At 54.0% G+C, this 16,901-nt stretch carries 13 protein-coding genes; 5 read left to right on the top strand and 8 right to left on the bottom strand.

The annotated features are described in order from the left end of the window. Positions 1-29: 29 nt before the first annotated feature. The 6 genes from PAT9B_RS30495 to PAT9B_RS26025 form a co-directional block, all read right to left on the bottom strand. Entirely contained in the window at positions 30-2,609 is a 2,580-nt protein-coding gene (locus PAT9B_RS30495; RefSeq protein ID WP_013512273.1) for an SNF2-related protein, read from the bottom strand. Then, positions 2,602-4,563: a hypothetical protein gene (locus PAT9B_RS26045; RefSeq protein WP_013512272.1), complete on the bottom strand. Its 1,962-nt coding sequence runs from the start codon at positions 4,561-4,563 to the stop codon at positions 2,602-2,604. Before PAT9B_RS26045 ends, PAT9B_RS30495 begins: the two co-directional genes overlap by 8 nt. Then, the gene (locus tag PAT9B_RS26040; protein ID WP_013512271.1) at positions 4,560-5,795 is read right to left on the bottom strand and encodes a hypothetical protein; all 1,236 of its coding nucleotides are present in this window, start codon (positions 5,793-5,795) and stop codon (positions 4,560-4,562) included. The genes PAT9B_RS26045 and PAT9B_RS26040 overlap by 4 nt, the downstream gene beginning before the upstream one ends. After that, positions 5,792-6,772: a YafY family protein gene (locus PAT9B_RS26035; protein WP_013512270.1), complete on the bottom strand. Its 981-nt coding sequence runs from the start codon at positions 6,770-6,772 to the stop codon at positions 5,792-5,794. The genes PAT9B_RS26040 and PAT9B_RS26035 overlap by 4 nt, the downstream gene beginning before the upstream one ends. Before the next feature lie 33 nt (positions 6,773-6,805). Next, a complete protein-coding gene (locus tag PAT9B_RS26030; protein ID WP_013512269.1) occupies positions 6,806-8,890 on the bottom strand; it encodes an AAA family ATPase in 2,085 nt (694 codons plus the stop codon). A gap of 142 nt (positions 8,891-9,032) precedes the next feature. After that, positions 9,033-11,405: a membrane-bound PQQ-dependent dehydrogenase, glucose/quinate/shikimate family gene (locus PAT9B_RS26025; RefSeq protein WP_013512268.1), complete on the bottom strand. Its 2,373-nt coding sequence runs from the start codon at positions 11,403-11,405 to the stop codon at positions 9,033-9,035. 426 nt (positions 11,406-11,831) lie between these two features. Between PAT9B_RS26025 and PAT9B_RS26020 the strand changes: the two genes are divergently transcribed. From PAT9B_RS26020 to PAT9B_RS26005, 4 genes are all read left to right on the top strand, one after another. Beyond that, a complete protein-coding gene (locus PAT9B_RS26020) occupies positions 11,832-12,155 on the top strand; it encodes an antibiotic biosynthesis monooxygenase (protein WP_013512267.1) in 324 nt (107 codons plus the stop codon). Next, positions 12,148-12,540, top strand: a complete 393-nt coding sequence (locus PAT9B_RS26015; protein ID WP_013512266.1) for an amino acid-binding protein — start codon at positions 12,148-12,150, stop codon at positions 12,538-12,540. Before PAT9B_RS26020 ends, PAT9B_RS26015 begins: the two co-directional genes overlap by 8 nt. After that, positions 12,537-13,247 (top strand): helix-turn-helix transcriptional regulator, encoded by a 711-nt coding sequence (locus PAT9B_RS26010; protein ID WP_013512265.1) that lies wholly within the window; start codon positions 12,537-12,539, stop codon positions 13,245-13,247. The genes PAT9B_RS26015 and PAT9B_RS26010 overlap by 4 nt, the downstream gene beginning before the upstream one ends. A 176-nt stretch (positions 13,248-13,423) precedes the next feature. Next, entirely contained in the window at positions 13,424-14,596 is a 1,173-nt protein-coding gene (locus PAT9B_RS26005) for an ATP-binding protein (protein WP_013512264.1), read from the top strand. 94 nt (positions 14,597-14,690) lie between these two features. On the opposite strand, the gene PAT9B_RS26000 is transcribed toward PAT9B_RS26005, so the two are convergent. Further along, positions 14,691-15,020 carry a YciI family protein gene (locus tag PAT9B_RS26000; RefSeq protein WP_013512263.1) on the bottom strand — a complete coding sequence of 110 codons (330 nt, stop codon included), beginning with the start codon at positions 15,018-15,020 and terminating at the stop codon, positions 14,691-14,693. Positions 15,021-15,121: 101 nt separating this feature from the next. Here PAT9B_RS26000 and PAT9B_RS25995 point away from each other — a divergent pair, with 101 nt between their 5' ends. Further along, the gene (locus tag PAT9B_RS25995) at positions 15,122-16,021 is read left to right on the top strand and encodes a LysR family transcriptional regulator (protein ID WP_013512262.1); all 900 of its coding nucleotides are present in this window, start codon (positions 15,122-15,124) and stop codon (positions 16,019-16,021) included. A 147-nt stretch (positions 16,022-16,168) separates the two neighbouring features. Here PAT9B_RS25995 and PAT9B_RS25990 read toward each other — a convergent pair whose 3' ends face one another. Next, positions 16,169-16,888, bottom strand: a complete 720-nt coding sequence (locus PAT9B_RS25990; RefSeq protein ID WP_013512261.1) for a hypothetical protein — start codon at positions 16,886-16,888, stop codon at positions 16,169-16,171. Between the last annotated feature and the right edge of the window lie 13 nt (positions 16,889-16,901).

Raw genomic sequence — 16,901 nt, 5'->3', positions numbered from 1 at the left:
GCGATTTCGATATTTATTATGAGCGTGGGCTATGAGACATCATCGGTTCCTGCTTTCCCTCTGCGCAACGGGGAAAAGTTCGGCGCGGCATCAAGGATCGATTGCATGCTGGCCCGACATCCAGCATCAGCGGGTTGCACACTGAGGGGAAAAGGATTGCCATGCAGTTGCGCGCGCAGGTTGTCCCAACGCTGACACAGAATGTGCCAGTGATGTTCGTCATAGGTGCCTTTAAAAATAACCGGAGAGAAATTGATCGTCGGCAGCGCCTCGCCACGCTTGCCGGCGGCCAATGCCTCGTCCAACATGTTTTGCCACAGGCTGTTTAAACGATCGACGCGTCCGATTTGCTGTTCTACCACCCCCGGATTCCATTCGAGGTGCAGCATAATCACTGTGCGGCAAGCCAGATGCAGGTTCAGCCCCTCCCGGGCAACGCGCGACTGCGCCACCAGCACGCAAGGATGGCTGTGTTGGCGATTAAATGCCAGATTGAGCAGATTCCGGGTGGCGGGCGAGGTGTTACCGTCCATCAGGCGAGCATAACCACTTTCCCGACGGCTGTATTCCTGGTGGATGATCTCCAGTACGTGTTGCCACTGCTGTACTGCAACCTGACTCTCATCTTCGTCACTCTCAACGGCGTCAAACTGGTCACGGTTTCGTGCGCTATTCACCAAATCGCCAAACGCTGCGGCAAGATGAGCCGGTGAACGCCGTTGTTCTGCTGAGCCGGTGAGCGTGTAGAGTGCATTCGCCACGCTGGCTAAATCGTGGTGTTGCGGATTGAGATTGACGGATTGTTCAAAGACGGCAAAGAGCGCCTGCACGCCCTGGTCCGTGCTATTGGCGAGACCTTGTTTCAGCAACGCCAGCAGATGGCGACGAAAATCGCGTCGTTGCTTTTCCAGCCTTTTGTATTGCGCACTCAACTGGGCTTCAATGTCGCCCCGATTGACTTCGCAGTGGTAAAGCTGACGTGAGGCATGTTGAATAGCAGGCCATTCCTCGTTATGCACCTTTGCCTGTGGCCAATACTCTCCGCGTGTCTTCAGCGTCCGCAACATCGCGCGCGCGTTCAGCAACTGCACCAGAGTTGCCATCGGCTGAGTGTAGCGGCCAAAAACCAATACCTTCTCGCCGTCGGCGCAGACACGCTCGGCAGCCTCCACCGTGGCAAGGATGGCGGGATGGTTGAACAATGAGCCCTCGTTATCTGCCAACATGGCAGCGCTAAGTTGTTGTTGCCACCATGCTGCCCGCTGCTGACGTTTACCCGCCATCACGCCTGTGTCTGCGTTGTCGTCTGCCTGCTGCCGTTCTTCGTCATGGGCTTCCAGCGCCGCGTCTTCTGGTTGATTCAGCAGGGCGGAGACACCATGACCGTTGCTGAAGGTGAGACGTACCCGTTTGGCGCGGCTGTTTTCATGCAGACGGTTAACAAACGACAGCGCTTCGGCCGCACAGACTGCCTGTTTCCAGTTCATCGGTAAGCTAAAGGTGTCCACTTCGATCTCCTGCTTACGTCGGTAAACAGGGCTACCATGCTGGAGGAACTTTTGTACTGACTCGTCTTCACGTTTGTCACGCCGCAACAGATAAGGTGAAAGCGCCTGCTCGAACGCGGCAGAGGCCTGGTAATATCGCTGTTGTACTTCGCTGTTGGCATAATCAGTGCGCACCTGTGCCACCGCAGACTGATACTCGTTGATGGCGGGCAGCATAGTCTCTGCGTTGACCTTAATGCGTCCGAGCATCTGCTGCCACTGACGGCTGTTGAGTTCAATGGGTGTCGCGCTGATCGCCAGACGACGCGCCTCACTGCCAAGTTGAATGACCTCTTCCAGCAGGCGATTCAGGCTGCTATCGGCACCCCGGCTTTTATGGGCTTCATCGACAATGACCAACTCAAACGTGCCCAGCCCCAGCCCGACGCTGGTGGCGAGCTGGTGGCGCTGTTCGTAATGTGCGCTGTAGCATTCGTCCAGCAGCAGACTGTCCCAATCGGCTTGTTTAACCAGCCGGGCAATCTGTTTCTTTGCCGGATGCGTGGCAGGCAGGGACTTGATTGCTTTACAGATGAGACGCGCCGCGCGCCAGAGTTCAGGGGTGGACAGGTCAGGGCAATCGTTTTTGTGCTGCCAACGGTGAACCAGGGCCGGGAGCAGACCCCAGCGCTTTTCCGGGCTATTGCTCCCCAACCGCCAGACGGCCATCGCGTGGGAGATCATCAGACACGGTTGTTCAAACCACGGTGTGGTGTTGCTGTCAGGGTGCCAGGCGGCGATAAATTGCCGCAGGCTCAGCAAGGGTGCGCTCGGGTTAATACCGCATGTCTGCAATTCTTCACGCCAGTTGGCCGCCAGACCACCGGGAATCAGTACCGCTACCCGGCCACCCGCCGCAATCACGCACTGGGCCACGGCGGCGGCGATCCGGGTTTTACCCATACCCACTTCATCAGCCAGAATCACGCCGTGGCGCTCAATGCGTTCGGCGATTGCCAACAACGCCGCTTGCTGTCCGGCAGTCAGCTTGATGCGCGACGCATCAACCATCTCGCGCAATAATTGGGCGACATAGGGCCAACCCGCAAAAGTATTATTCATTCACTGTCTCCGGGAACGCACACAGGTCACTGACACCCCAGGCGGTTTCGATACGTGACAACATTTGCAGATAGTCTTGTCCCGCCTGGCTGTGGTCAGCCTCGGCAAATGTCGGACGGAAGGGTGCCGCTTTTAATGCACTCAACGGATTGATGTGTAAATCGGTGAAACGGGCGATCTCCGGGTTGCCGCTAGCCTGCATCAACGTTTGCTCAAGACTGCGACACCAGTAAAGCCATTGATGTTCGGCCAGATTGGTCTGGCAATCCGCAATGCTCTCGATCAAGGCCATCATTTGCCGGATGGGTTGTGATGTCGATGCTGTTTCATCGTGCCAGCTATGCTCGCTACTGAGCAGCAGGTCACCTTGCGTGCCTTGTGACTCCACCTCTTCCATGTCCGGTGTTTGTGGAAAATGGGATATCTGCCAGAGTACCTCGTCCAGGTTCAGGCGGCGCAGCGGGGTGGCGGCAATACGGCCAAGCTCATCAATCACCGGGATAGTGGCACGATGCGTCAACGCATCAGCCGTCCAGCAGAGGGTGACGCTACGTGGCATGTCTCCCTGCCAGACAAAGCCCTGCGACAGCGGCGGGCAGGGCGCACCTGCCGTATCCAACACGATAATGTCCGTCGCGGGGGTGGATATTGGAGAAAGCAAACCTTTGTCTTCACCAGTGGCTTGCCACTGCAAACCGCTGATCGGCGGAGCGAAGTGGGGTGGGCGCTCGTCCATCTCTTGGCCTGCGCTGAGAGGAAAGTCCAGATCAGCGCCGTCGTGGTCGCTTTGAATGGGGAGCAACTGGCTCAGGGCAATGTCCGTCGCCTGCTTTCTGACGGCGGTTTTAATCATGCGCTCAGGACAAAAGAACACGCCAGCCTCCAGATTCCCCGCCGCCGGTTTCATGCGCTGCATAAAACCCGGACCGGTGAGGTTGCCGGATCCCAGATAAAGCCAGGCACGTGTCAGCATGTCATTCGCCGCGCGGTGGTTGGCACTGAAAATGAATTTGGCATGCAGCAGACGCTCAATCCTGGTGGATTGCGCCGGCAGCCGAAGGGTGATGCCCTGTTGTTTCAATGCCTCGGCCTGGCGGGCTATCCCCTGGCAGGCGTGCGGATTGACATACAGTTCAATTTTCGCCGTGTTGGTTAACACGGCCTCATCCTGCAACAGCTGCACAATTTTTTGCGGCACGGATGTGCTGCTGCCGGTGCCACCTTCATAGAAACCGGAACCCATCGCCAGATAATTACGTTTGCCAGCCCGCTCGGGAGCGGCGGATAGCCAGCTCTTCAGCTGGCTAAACAACGATTTTTTACGGTTATCCACCAGTCGGGACGTTCCTCTGGCGTGTTTGCGGCATTGGGCCAGCCACGACTCCACTTCCTGTCGCGCCAGACTGCTGAGTACCGGCTGGTTATTGACTGTCAGCGATAGCAACGAGGTATCACACCAGATGGCAATCTCGTCAAAGAGTGTCTGAGCGGCACGGAAATCGGCGCAGCTTTGCTGCACATCCGGTCCTGGTGCGTGCAGCGCCGCAGCGGACAGTTCCAGGCACCATGCCACATCCAGACTCTCTTCCAACGATTGCCTGGTCCAGTTACCGGTGCTGACCAACAGCCGCATCCGCCAGCCATGTTGCTCGTCATGAGGTTTAAAGCCGAGGATCGCCACTTTGGCATGCAACAGCTTCCAGGGCGGCGGTGTCCGCATTTGACAATGCACGACGCCGGGAACCTCAATCGGCGAGATAGGCGCATTATGCACATTAAGAAACAACGCGAGTTTGCTTTGCCCGAGGTGCGCGCGTGCCGCCTTACTCAGGCCGGTAAAACGCTCCAGCGCAGAGGCCAGAAAATCATCGCTGGCGGAATAGCCGCACAGCCAACCAAAGTGGCCACTGTAGCCGCGTGGTGCTTCAAAGTAGTCAACCAATGAACAGGTCATGATAATCGCCTTTTCTCAAGCCAGTCCGACATCTCACCCTGTAGATCCAGGTTCAGGGTAAAAAGATTGCGTATCCGGCGGGAGATATGTTCAGGCCAGAAGTCTTGAGAAACGGGTTGCTCAACGGGTTCTTCTTCGTTCGTTGCAACAGCATCGGCTGGCGCGCCGCGAAACGCGCTACCGGGGTCAATCTGTTCACCATTGAGTTTGAGGATATGGCCGTCCCGCTGCACCAGCGCGCGCAGTATTGCGGCAGGCGATTGGTTGCATTCATGGCAAAATTGGTTGGCAGCCGCATCATGGTGCTGCAACGCCAGAAATGCCTGCGCAGGCTGCCGCACCGCATCTATCGCCGCAAGCAGGGTTGGCGGGAGGGAAAGCTGTAAATCGATGTGCATCCCGCTGCTGCGTTGTGCCATCTCACTTTCGACACTTTCCAGCAGTGCCAGCGCCGCATGGCGTGTTGCGAAGAAATAGGCACCGGCCTGTAGGTCATGCCAGTGCCCGGCAGCGATCTCCTTCGGGTGTTTGTCCCAACGGATGGCCGCTGGTGGAGATTGCCGCAGACGATCGACCCAAAGCAGGGCAGCACTGCGTCGCTGGCGATCCGCTTCGCCACCCGCGTGTTGCAGTTGGCTGCGTATCAACTGGCGTGCATTGAGTGACAAAGGGGCGATCGGGGAAAGTAGCCCCTTGGGCGCTTTTTGGTCGGGATCGGCGATCCAACTGCTGAGCACTTTCCGTTGCGCTGCTTCCAGCCTGACCAGTTGCTCACCCAACTCAGTACAATGAAATGCGTTAAAGCTGCGTTGTGGTGAGACCAATCCCAGTGCAGGCAGTACTTCAATCGTCCCCATACGCATCGGAATAGTGACATAAAATGACCGTTTGCGGGCGGCGTTGAATGTCACGCGGTTAGCGTTCAGCCCCTTGATTTTACGCACGCCGCGCAGGCGCGCATCGCCCTGCCCACCCTGTTCAAACCCTTGCCAGCAGCAAAGTGCCTCAATCGCATTGGCCGCTTCGATATTGCTGGTGCCATTGTCCAGCTGGCGGGCTATCGACACTCCCTGAAGTGCCATGATGATTTGACGGGCAAACCAGACGCCGCCTAATCCCGGCACGGCAAGCTGGTGGAAGCGAGCGACCGTGTCATTGAGTTGCAGGCTGCGCGTCCTTCTGACGGATGGCACCGTTGCCGGGGCGCACAGACCCCAGGTGATACTGTTCATCGTAGCGCATCGCTTTCGGTAATCGGGTGACGTTGGACATGGCTCACCGCATCACCAAAGGCGTTAAGAAACCAGCGCAGCATGGCGCTGTCGACTACGGTCGCGGCGATCTCAAGGCGATCAGGCGGGATGGCACGGTGGGTCTGATCTGTCGAGAGCGGTGACTCAATCAGATGTAGCCCAGCCGCCCGATCAATTTCGAAGGTCAGATAGATTTGGTGGCCCTCACCAAAACCAAAGCGGCCATCGTCATCATATTTTTTCAGGTTGAACTCGGCGGGACGTTCGAAACTGAAGGTACTGACACTGGCCGCCAGAATGCGGTTCAGCGCCAGGCTGCGTTCGTTGTCGTACCCTTCAAAACGGCACACCAGATACAGACGTGGCCCTTGTTGCGCCAGGCCAAGCGGCATCACCGCATTTTCACTCTCTTTGCCTGCTGCATTACGGTAAGTGAGTTTAAGCCAGTGATTGAGATAGAGCGCTTCGCTCACCGCTTCAAAAACCCCCTCCGCGATGGGGGGAGGCAACAGCGGCTGGCTGGTTGCCACCACGCGTACTTTATCTGGCCATTCGGCTTCGAGACGGCTTTGCCCGCTGGCATGAAGATTACGCTGCGCTTGGGTAAAAAAGCCCGTCATGGATTTGATCAGCCGGGTCGGCAGAATGGGTTTCAGATGTGCTTCCGCCATCGCCAGCAGCAGCGACTCTTGTGGGGTGAGCACCGGTAGCGATACGCCGCGTGAGTTTTCTAACCAGCGGTAGCCATAGGGGCGGTTGCGTAAGTCGCATTCGATATCAAAATGGTTACACAGCATTTCCAGATGGCGCTGGATGGTACGTAAATCGCGTTCGATGCCTGCATGCGATAACTGTTCATGCAGTTCCCGGGCGGTAATTTTTCTGCCACGCGGAATACGCCGCAATAACTCAATAGCCAACAAGGTGGTTTCTATCGTTTCGGGTCTTTTAGCCACTTTTTCTTCCCTTTTTTATTCATCCGGCGCGGTTTAATGCAAAAATCCGATCGCGGGCTTCTCCCGTTTTTTTAACCAACACTCGGTCTTTAACGCGGTAACAAAATCACTGGCTGTGTGGAACGGTGTGACGCGGTGCTGGCGCGACACCACGAAAAAGTCGCCCGGGGTCAACGAGCTTAATTTCGTTAATGCATTCATCGCCGCCGCAGAAGGTTCTCCGAGCTGTAACCTGTCGCAGTACAGATTCAGCAATGCCACTGACTGATAATCGCAGAGGAAATTGAAACGGACCTTGAGGTCAAAACGGCGTATGGCCGCGGCGTCAAGTACCTCAAACCGATTGGTGGTGGTGACCATAATCCCGTCAAAGCTTTCGATCTGACTTAGCATTTCGTTCACGCAACTGATTTCCCAACGATGCTGACCCTCCTCTCTGGTCGCGAGAAAACTGTCGATCTCATCCAGCAGCAGCACGGCCTTATCGCGTCGGGCCTGTTCAAAGGTCGCAGCAATATTCTGTTCACTCTCGCCCACATAACGGCCAAAAAAATCGGACGGTTTTCTTGCCATTAATGGCAGCCCCAGCTGTTTCGCTAACCACTGCGCCCAAGCTGTTTTGCCGGTTCCCGGCGGGCCATACAGACAAAAGCGCACAGCATCCTCAGGCGCAAGGTTGGCGGTTACGGTGCCTAATGAGATATCACTGTTAACGAACGCGATGTCATAAAGGGCGGGAGTTCGGGCATTGCTTGTGGGTCTTATCGGCGCATGGCCCTGTGCCTTTAGGGTGTTATTGATTAAAAAGACTAAAGATTCATTGGGTTTTTCGTCAGCCAGTTGGTGACTGAGCGTGGTCACGACTGTGCCGGCGCGCTGCACGACGGCGGGCGTCAACCAGGGTGAGCTGGCTAACTGAGAGATCTCACCGGGTGTGAGTATTGCGCCACAGCTATCGCGCAGCAGCGCCTCCCGTTGGGGGAGCGGAGGGGGCGTTAGCTCTAAAACGATATCAAACCGGCGAATAAAAGCCGGGTCCATGCTACTGATATCATTAGAAACCCACAGCGTGGGGAGCATATTTTCTTCCAGCAACCGGTTGATCCACGCTTTAGGCACGGGTAGCGAGAGCGCACTCAGTGCCCCCGAGCTTTCGGTAAAGACATCTTCCGCTTCATCAAGCAGGAGTAGTGTTTTCTCACCGTGGAAAAAGCGTTGTGCGGCGCGACAGGCATTCAGGCGGCGGCTGCCGTTGATCGGCCGTTCCGCTTCATTTTCGCTGGCGACTTCATAGATCTCAGTTTGCAGTTCTTCAGCCAGTAACCGACAAAGCTGACTTTTTCCGGTGCCGGGGCGTCCGTGAATGAGAATGTTCACCCCTACGCGGCGTGATTGCAGTGCATAATTTAGCCACTGGCGCACCACGTTCACCGCTGGCAGGTGTGCGTAATCGCTGAAATTAAGGTGTGCTGGCGTGCAACGCGTGATGATTCCCTGTAATAGCATGGCGGGTTCGGTTTCACCGGCATACAGGCGTTCACTCAGCGTCAGGGAGAAGGGTTCGAGTTTATTACGCAATGAATGCGACCCGCTGCTTTCGAGACGGATCAGACCGGTTTGCATCAGCAAACTGCCAGGGTCTAACGCCATACGAACCTCGTTCTCGCTCAGATCGAGCAATGTCGACAGCACCCGATACACCTTGGTCAATGTCATCATTCCCAGCCATTCAGCGGTTTCATCAAGCAGTAGCTCCTGATGCAGTTGCAACGTAAAGGCCAGAATGGCACTTTCCGCCGCGTTAAGGCCGATGCGCCGTGCCAGCGTTGCCACCGCGTGTTCGAAATCGGACAAAGGCAGGAGGGCGGGTTGTTGCTCCAGCTCAGCATGGCGCTGGCGTAATTCCCGCAGTACCGATTGTTGCAACTGTGCTGTGAATTCCTGGTCCTGGAGGTGGGATAAATGGAAGAATTCCACTAACGCTGGATGGCCGAATCCTTGTTGCGTAATAAATTGTTTATGCGCGCCGAGGCGAAATAACAGGCGGTAGATCCGCAGTTGCAAGCTGCGCTGATTATCAGATGTCGGCAGGTGTTCAATCGTATTGGCGTTCAGCATGTTTCTCTCCTTTAAAACGCCAATTTTCCTCCTGGGTATGACAACTTGTGTCGCAGGCGATTTTGCGGGGAGAAATTCGTCAGCGGCGCGATAAGCCGCGCCGCTGCGAGAGGTGCCTTAACGGGCACCTTCTTGCTGATGCTTATGGCAAGGCGTAGGCGATAACGTCATCACCCCGGTTGTCGTTAGTCCCGGTGCGCGTTGCTCCGCCCGCAACCACGACCACATACTGCTTACCATCTTCGCCGATGTAGGTCATAGGCGCGCCTTGTCCGCCGACCGGCAGACGACCACGCCACAACTCCTTACCGGTGTTGTTATCCAGCGCACGCAGGTAGTAATCCAGCGTGCCGTGGAAGAAGGTCAGGCCGCCTTTGGTCACCAGCGGTCCACCCATGGTCGGCATCCCCAGCGGGATATCCAGACCCGGCGCGACACCGTGAATCGGAGCATCCTTGATGGTACCCATCGGCACCTGCCAGCGGGTTTTACCGCTTGCCAGATCGATGGCGGTCATCGAACCAAACGGCGGTTTAAAGCACGGCACGCCCAGCGGTGACATAAACATGGAGCGTTCGACACCCCAGGGGGTACCCAACTGCTCGGAATACTCACCCTCGGTGCTCGGCTTCATGCCGATGCGTGCTGCATCTTCACGTTTGATGAATTTGCCCCATTGCGCCATACGAATATCGTTGACGATCAGCGTGCCGGTAGAGACATCAAGCGCGCCGCCGCCCCAGTTAAAGCCACCGTAGTAGCCCGGATAAATCAGCGTGCGCTGCTTATCCGACAGCGGCGTGAACTCGCCTTCCCAACGCATCTGTTTAAACTGCACACGGCAGTAGAGCTGGTCGAAAATCGATGCGCCCCACATATCCGATTCTTTCAGTGCGGCAGTGCCGACTGAGATGGCAGAGTAGGGCTGGGTTTCCGCCACTTTCATCCCTGGCATGGCATCGGTTGATACGCGGCGATATTCCACCGGAATCACCGGTTTTCCGTTACGACGGTCCAGCACAAAGATTTGACCGCGCTTGGTTAACTGGATCAGTACCGGCGTGATGCTGCCATCTTTACCTGGCATGTCATAAAGAATCGGCTGCGAAGAGACGTCATAGTCGAACTGATCCTGGTTGGCAGTACGGAAATGCCATATCTCTTTACCGGTTTTCAGCTCAACAGCGACCACCGCATCGTTATATTCGTCAGAATACGCATGGCGATTGCCGGTCCAGAAATCCGGCGTCTGGTTGCCTGTCGGGAAGTAGGCAATGCCTGTCTTCGCATCATAGGCCGCAGTACCCCAGAAGTTCGGCGTTTCAATCGCATAGTCTTGCCCTTCCGGCAACGGCGAGCTGTCTTTCGCACCACGGGAGGCATCCCATGCCCATAACAGCTTACCGCTACGGGCATCAAAACCACGCACCACACCCGAGGCTTCACCGGTGGTCAGGTTGTCGTTCAGTTTACCGCCAACCATAATCACGCCATCAGCCACCAACGGTGCCGAAGTCAGATAGTAAGAACCCTGTGCTGTCGGTCCCAACCCGTTGAGCAGGTTAACAAAACCGTTGTCACCGAAGCTTTCATCCAGCTTGCCGGTTTCGGCATCCAGCGAGAAGATGCGGCCATCAACCGTGGTGCTGATAATACGCTTATTACCGGCGATCGCCGGGGTGGAGCCATCCTGCGGTGCATCACCCAACTCGGTGTAAGCCACGCCACGGCAGCGTTTCCAGCTTTTGTTGCCCGATGTCTCTTCAATTTTCGGATCAAAGCGCCATTTCTCTTTGCCGCTGACCGGATCAAGCGCAATCACCTTGTTCAATGGGGTACACAGGTACATGGTGTTGCCGACTTTGAGTGGCGTGACCTGATACTCAGAACCGTTAATGGCTAAATCGCCGGTATGGTAGGTCCAGGCCACTTTCAGATCTTGCACGTTGGTGGTGTTGATCTGATTGAACTGCGCAAAGCGCTGACCACCGGTATTTCGTCCCCATGCCGTCCAGTCGTTGCCGCTGTTATCGGCGGCGTGTTCATCCAGCACCGGCAATTTTTCATTGCTGGCTTCCACTTCCGGGTGGACGCGGAACATGTTGGCAAAGATGGCGATGATACTCAGCGCAAGAATCGCCGAGCCAAGACCGGCTAATTTGCAGGGGATAACCGAGGTATGGTCGGATTTACGCAGGGTTGGGGCACACAGCGTCACCAGTAGCGCCACCACCAGGAAGGTGACGGTACGCGGCACCAGCTGCCAGAAGTCGGTACCTGATTCGCTGAAAGCCCAGATCAGGCTGACAACCAGCAACGCCCATGCGACATACAACGCCCAGCCTTTTTGCCGGATCAAACCTAAGCCGCTGGCTGCCATTGCCAGACCCGCGGGCAGATAGAACCAGGAACCGCCCAGTGTCACCAGATATGCGCCACCTGCTGCCAGAGCCAAGCCCAGCAGAAGCAGCGCAACACCGATGATAGAAACCACAATCTTCTTACTCTTATTCATGGTGAGGTATTTTCCATATATACAAAACTCCTTTTCAGGAAGGTAAAGTAAAGCGACGAAAGCCCAGCATTAATTAGAATGTTTATAGTTATCTGTTTATTAAGGTTATTTATCTCGTCTCAACACCTCCCTGGTTGTGAATCTGCCACTTGTTGCCTGATTTTTGGGCGCAGGAATACCCAACCCACAAATGTTGTGGATTTGAATTAATCAGGTTAATGACTTTAAAAATATGGTTTCTTCGTGTTTGTAATTTGTGACGAAGTTCAAATGTGACGAGAGTTTGCAACCGTTGGCAAAACATGTCAAACGATAATGATTCTCGTATCACTGTTGGTGCTGAGGTGCAGCCATATTTCGCTGCCGACCGAAGCATCGTTTTCTGCCAGGCATAAACTGACGCCATCTTAGTGATGGAGTGTTGAAATGATTGCCGTTCTTTTTGAAGCTGAGGCCTTACCCGCTGCCCAGGCGCGCTATCTGCAACTTGCCGCAGAGTTGAAACCTTTGTTGTCAGATACGCCTGGGTTTATCGCCATTGAGCGTTTTCAGAGCCTGAATACACCCGAAAAGATACTTTCCCTCTCCTGGTGGGAGGATGAAGCAGCGGTAGCCCGCTGGAAGCAGAACATGATGCATCAGGCTGCCCAGCGTGAGGGTAAAAGTTCGATTTTTGCGTTTTACAGAATTCGCGTTGCTAACGTATTGCGGGATTACTCGTCAGATCAGGAGTCGTCACACCATGTATGATATTCACGTCGTTCTTAAGCATACCCCTGGCTCGCTGGCGGCTTTGGGTAAACTGTTGGGGAAAAACGGTGTTGGCCTGGAAGGGGGCGGGATGTTTTCAACCGCTGAAGAAGGACATGCTCACTTTTTGGTTGAGGACGGAGAAAAAGCCCGTCAGGTGCTTACTGGCGCGGGCTTTGATGTCAGGCACGTTTGTCGTCCACTGATCAGAAAATTACGCCAGGAACGTCCCGGTGAATTAGGGGAAATTGCCGATGCAATTGCCCGCAGCGGGGTGAATATATGGGTACAGTACAGCGATCACAGTAACCGGCTTATCCTTGTCACGGACAATGATGATCGGGCAGCCGAAGTGACGCGTGAATGGGAAACAACCTCTGCATGAACCTGCTGAAAACCGCATCTAACGACGTGCCGGAGAGTTCGCTTGAACACGCCATGTCCGCCGTTGCCGCAGCCATTTCTGACCCGTCACGGGTCAGTATGCTCTGCGCGTTGATGGATGGCCGCGCCTGGACCGCGACCGAACTTAGCGCGGTGGCAGGCATTGCGCCATCCACCGCCAGCGGTCATCTCGCGCGGCTCCTCAGCAACGGGTTGATTAACTGTCTGACACAAGGGCGACATCGCTATTACCGCCTTGCCGGGCATGAGATTGCCGGGCTGCTCGAAACGCTGATGGGCGTGTCGATGAATCCAACCTCTTCCGCAGTATCACGAACACCGCTGCATCTCCGTCATGCCAGAACCTGCTATGACCACCTCGCCGGTGAAATTGCGGTAAAGATTTATGATTTTATGCTGGAGGAGGGCTGGCTGGAGCCAACAGGGGCTGCCCTGACCGCTGTCGGCAAAACACATTTTTTGCATCTGGGTGCGGTGCTGAATCCTGCATCCCGCCGTAAAAGCTGTTGCGCCTGCCTCGACTGGAGCGAAAGGCGCTTTCATCTGGGAGGCGACGCCGGTGCAGCGCTGCTGACGCTGTTCCGGCAAAAGGCCTGGGTCGCCACCACGCCCGGCTATCGGGAGGTGACTATCACCGAAAAGGGCAGCGTTGCGCTACAACGGCAGTTTGGTTTGGTAAGCCGCTGATCCCTCACGCTCTATCCACCAGGACCAACAAATAGCTGACCAGATAATGACACATTCATGGCGTCAGATGGACTGGGCAAGCGGTCTGGTATTTTGCAAACAATCAACGATGAGTTATATTGAGTTTATGGTGTTTATCTTTTTTTCATAAACCTCCTAAACTTTATAGGAAAGCCATGAACCGTGTAATGAATCCTTTCTCTCCTGGAGCAGGAGCCGTACCAATGGAACTGGCCGGAAGGGGTGCGATTCAGACCAAAATCGCAGAAAACCTCGAGCGTATCCGCATAGGCAGAAACAGTCAGGGCGTCATTCTCGTTGGGCTGCGTGGAGTGGGTAAAACGGTGTTACTGCAAACAGTTTTGACGACTGCAGAAGATAATGGCTTTCATACCATCAACATTGAAGCCTCTGAACGAAAGTCACTTCCGGCCATGCTGGCACCTGATATTCGCACTGCGTTGCTGAGATTAAGCAGAATTGAAGAAGCTAAAGATCTGGCTCAGCGTGGTTTGGCTGCACTTGCAGGATTCGCTTCGAAATTGAAGGTCACCTACAACGATATTGAGGTTGGATTAGATCTTGCCCCAGAGCCAGGCTTAGCGGATAACGGCGATCTAGAAATTGATCTCACGGCGCTCCTTGAGCAAGTGGGAATTGCCGCCCAAAAGGCCAAAACAGCGCTGGTGATATTTATTGATGAACTTCAATATATTCAGGAAAAAGAAATGTCCGCGCTTATTTCCGCGTTACACCGCTGCGCGCAAAAAAAATATCCAATCACCGTTGTCGCAGCGGGTCTTCCTCAGCTACGAGGCCGGATGGGTGACGCTAAGTCATACGCTGAAAGGCTTTTTGAGTTTGTTGATATCGGTCCTTTAAATAAAGAATACTGTATTGAGGCTATCAGAAAACCCATTGAGGCGGAAAACGAATCAATTAATGATGATGCCATTAACTGCATTTTCGAAAATACCTACGGCTATCCCTATTTCATCCAGGAATGGGGCAGCCATACCTGGAATATTGCGGATGTGTCACCCATTACTAAAGAAGATGTAGAACTGGCAACGCCTGAGACGATAGCCAAACTCGATGCCAGTTTCTTCATGGTCCGATTTGACCGCTTAACGCCGAAAGAGAAAGAGTATCTGAAAGCAATGGCAATATTAGGACCAGGTCCACACCGATCCGGTGATATTGCCAGTGAGCTGGACAAGAACGTTAAGTCATTGGGACCCGTGCGACAAAGCTTGATCGACAAGGGGATGATCTGGAGCCCGTCGCATGGCGATACCGCGTTTACAGTCCCTTTATTCGATCAGTTTCTGAATCGAATTATGCCTTGAAGAGTTACGCGTATTTTGCGTACCGCCAGGTGTACGTACATACCGATACAGGACAAGATATTGGCAATGAAAGCTATTCCAGCCTGAAAACCGTCTAATCAACAAGATCCTGTAACTCACTCACCGTGGTGCGCGTGGATAATCCAGTAAGTTGGCCAAACAGCGGGTCCCATTCCTGTATATCCAACTCAGCAATCAGATTTTCACGCGCAAAAGGATCGGCATTAACCATCGCTGCGACTTCATCACGATTTGCCGCGTTAAAAATCAGAAAACCTGCCCGCAGCGGCGTATTTTTTAGTGGTCCCGATGCGATGAGCTTCCCCTGGTTAATCAATTCTTTAAGGTAAAGCACATGTTCCCTTACGAACGCATCCCATTGCGTGCCTGCCGGATGATCCATTCTGACGATATAAATACTCATGATCTGTCTCTCATTTGTTAACTGTTGATATCGAGTGTAATGAGCATCGTGAGTATTTAAAATGCACTGAAATCGAACAATGAAACAACCAGGAGTTGTTAATGCTGGACAAGATAACCGGGATGCGAGTGTTTGTTGCTGCGGTGCAAATGGGTTCTTTTGTCGCGGCAGCAGAAAAGATGGGCATGTCGCCGCAAATGGTGGCACGCCACATCGCAACCCTTGAAAAGCAACTGGCGACGCGTCTGTTAAGCCGAACGACGCGAAAACAGAGCCTCACGTCCACGGGGAGCCAGTACTTCAGACGTTGTCTGACCATTTTGCAGGCCATTGATGACGCCGAAAACGAAGCCAGCGGAACGGCTGAGGTGCCAGCAGGAACCATTCGGGTCAATGCGCCGGTGACCTTCGGGCGCTATGCCCTGGTCAACTTCCTCACTCAATTCATCGAGGATTATCCACATATCAATATTGAGCTTACGCTCGCGGACGACGTCATTAATGCATCAGTGGCAGGCTTTGATGCGGTGATCCGCATCGGGGATTTAGACAAAAACCTGCGGCTGGTCGCAAAACCCCTGGTGGCATATCGGCTCATTGTCTGCGCGTCACCTGAATACCTGATTAAGAACGGCAAGCCACAACATCCTACCGAATTGAGACATCATCAGTGCATTGGCTTTTCCCCCTGGCAGGAAGCTGGCTCAACCCATCTCTGGCCCTTTGCCAGTCAGGATGGGCAAAGCAACATTGAGGTAAGCTCCCGCTTAACGGTGAATGATTGGGGTGCCATGCTGGAAGCGGCATTAAAAGGGGCTGGCGTACTGATTGGCTACGAAAAAGCACTTCACCCACTGCTGCACAGCGGAAGATTGGTAGCCTTACTGGCTGAATACCGAATTCCCGAACAGGCGATGCATCTGCTTTATGATGCTTCGCGTGCCAGGGAAAAGCGCTGTAATGTTTTCTTTAACGCGCTGTGTGAATACTTCCGGGAATAAATAGCCGTAGTGACCGACAACATGTTGCAGTGTTTCAACACTGAGAACCAAAAGCAGCCGATGCCTATTCCATATAAGCCAGATATTAGTTAAAAAAACGCTGCCCCGTGCCTTTTTCTAAGGCACGGGGCAGTCCAGGGCATTTAATCAGCTGGTAGGATTCATGATAAAAAAGGATTTCACCTCACTGGTGAATTTCACCAGACAGCGATCCATAATTTTCTGCGTGACTTCGTTTACTTTGGCATAGTTATTAGCCTGCCATTGCGGGAGGGTAAATTCGGGCGTGGTGGTATCAGCTTTGCAGTCAATTTGCTGGAATGTCGCGTGCCCTGCATTATCGCTCACGAAGCGTGTCAGTGTGGTACTCATAACCAATTGATAATTGTCATCGCCGCCTGACAAGTTTTTATATATCAGCTTCCAGGTTAACGGTTTGATAATCAGTGGCTTATCGTATTTTTGCGTTGGCCGATGATCCATTTCGGTTTTGAGGATCTCGCTGACTCGTGGCGTAAGGTATGCGAGGGATGGATTCATCACTCCAGCCACTTCCGTCCCTCTGAGCTGCTCTTTACCAAAACTCTGAATCTGGCCACCCACAAACATCATTGAAACAAACTGTAGTGTTTTTAGCGCAGCAGCTTTGGAAGTGTCGCCCTGAGTCACATAATGCAGTTGGGTGTCAGAAGGGCGGCTGTAATTCGTTTCGAGGTCTTGCCAACCTTCAACGGCAAGTTGCGATTGATTTGCTGAGGTTACAGTTTGTGTCTGGACAAGCTTTTCACTCGGAGGAACGGGTTTTGAGGTACATCCGACCAATAATAATGTTGTCGCCAGAACGGCCAGGCTTAATTTTTGCTGCATTCTGCATCCTTAA

It is taken from the genome of Pantoea sp. At-9b, from assembly GCF_000175935.2.
In the GTDB taxonomy this organism is placed as follows: Bacteria; Pseudomonadota; Gammaproteobacteria; order Enterobacterales; family Enterobacteriaceae; genus Pantoea.
Note: the sequence above shows the minus strand (reverse complement) of the source record. Positions and strands in the feature narration are given on the sequence as shown.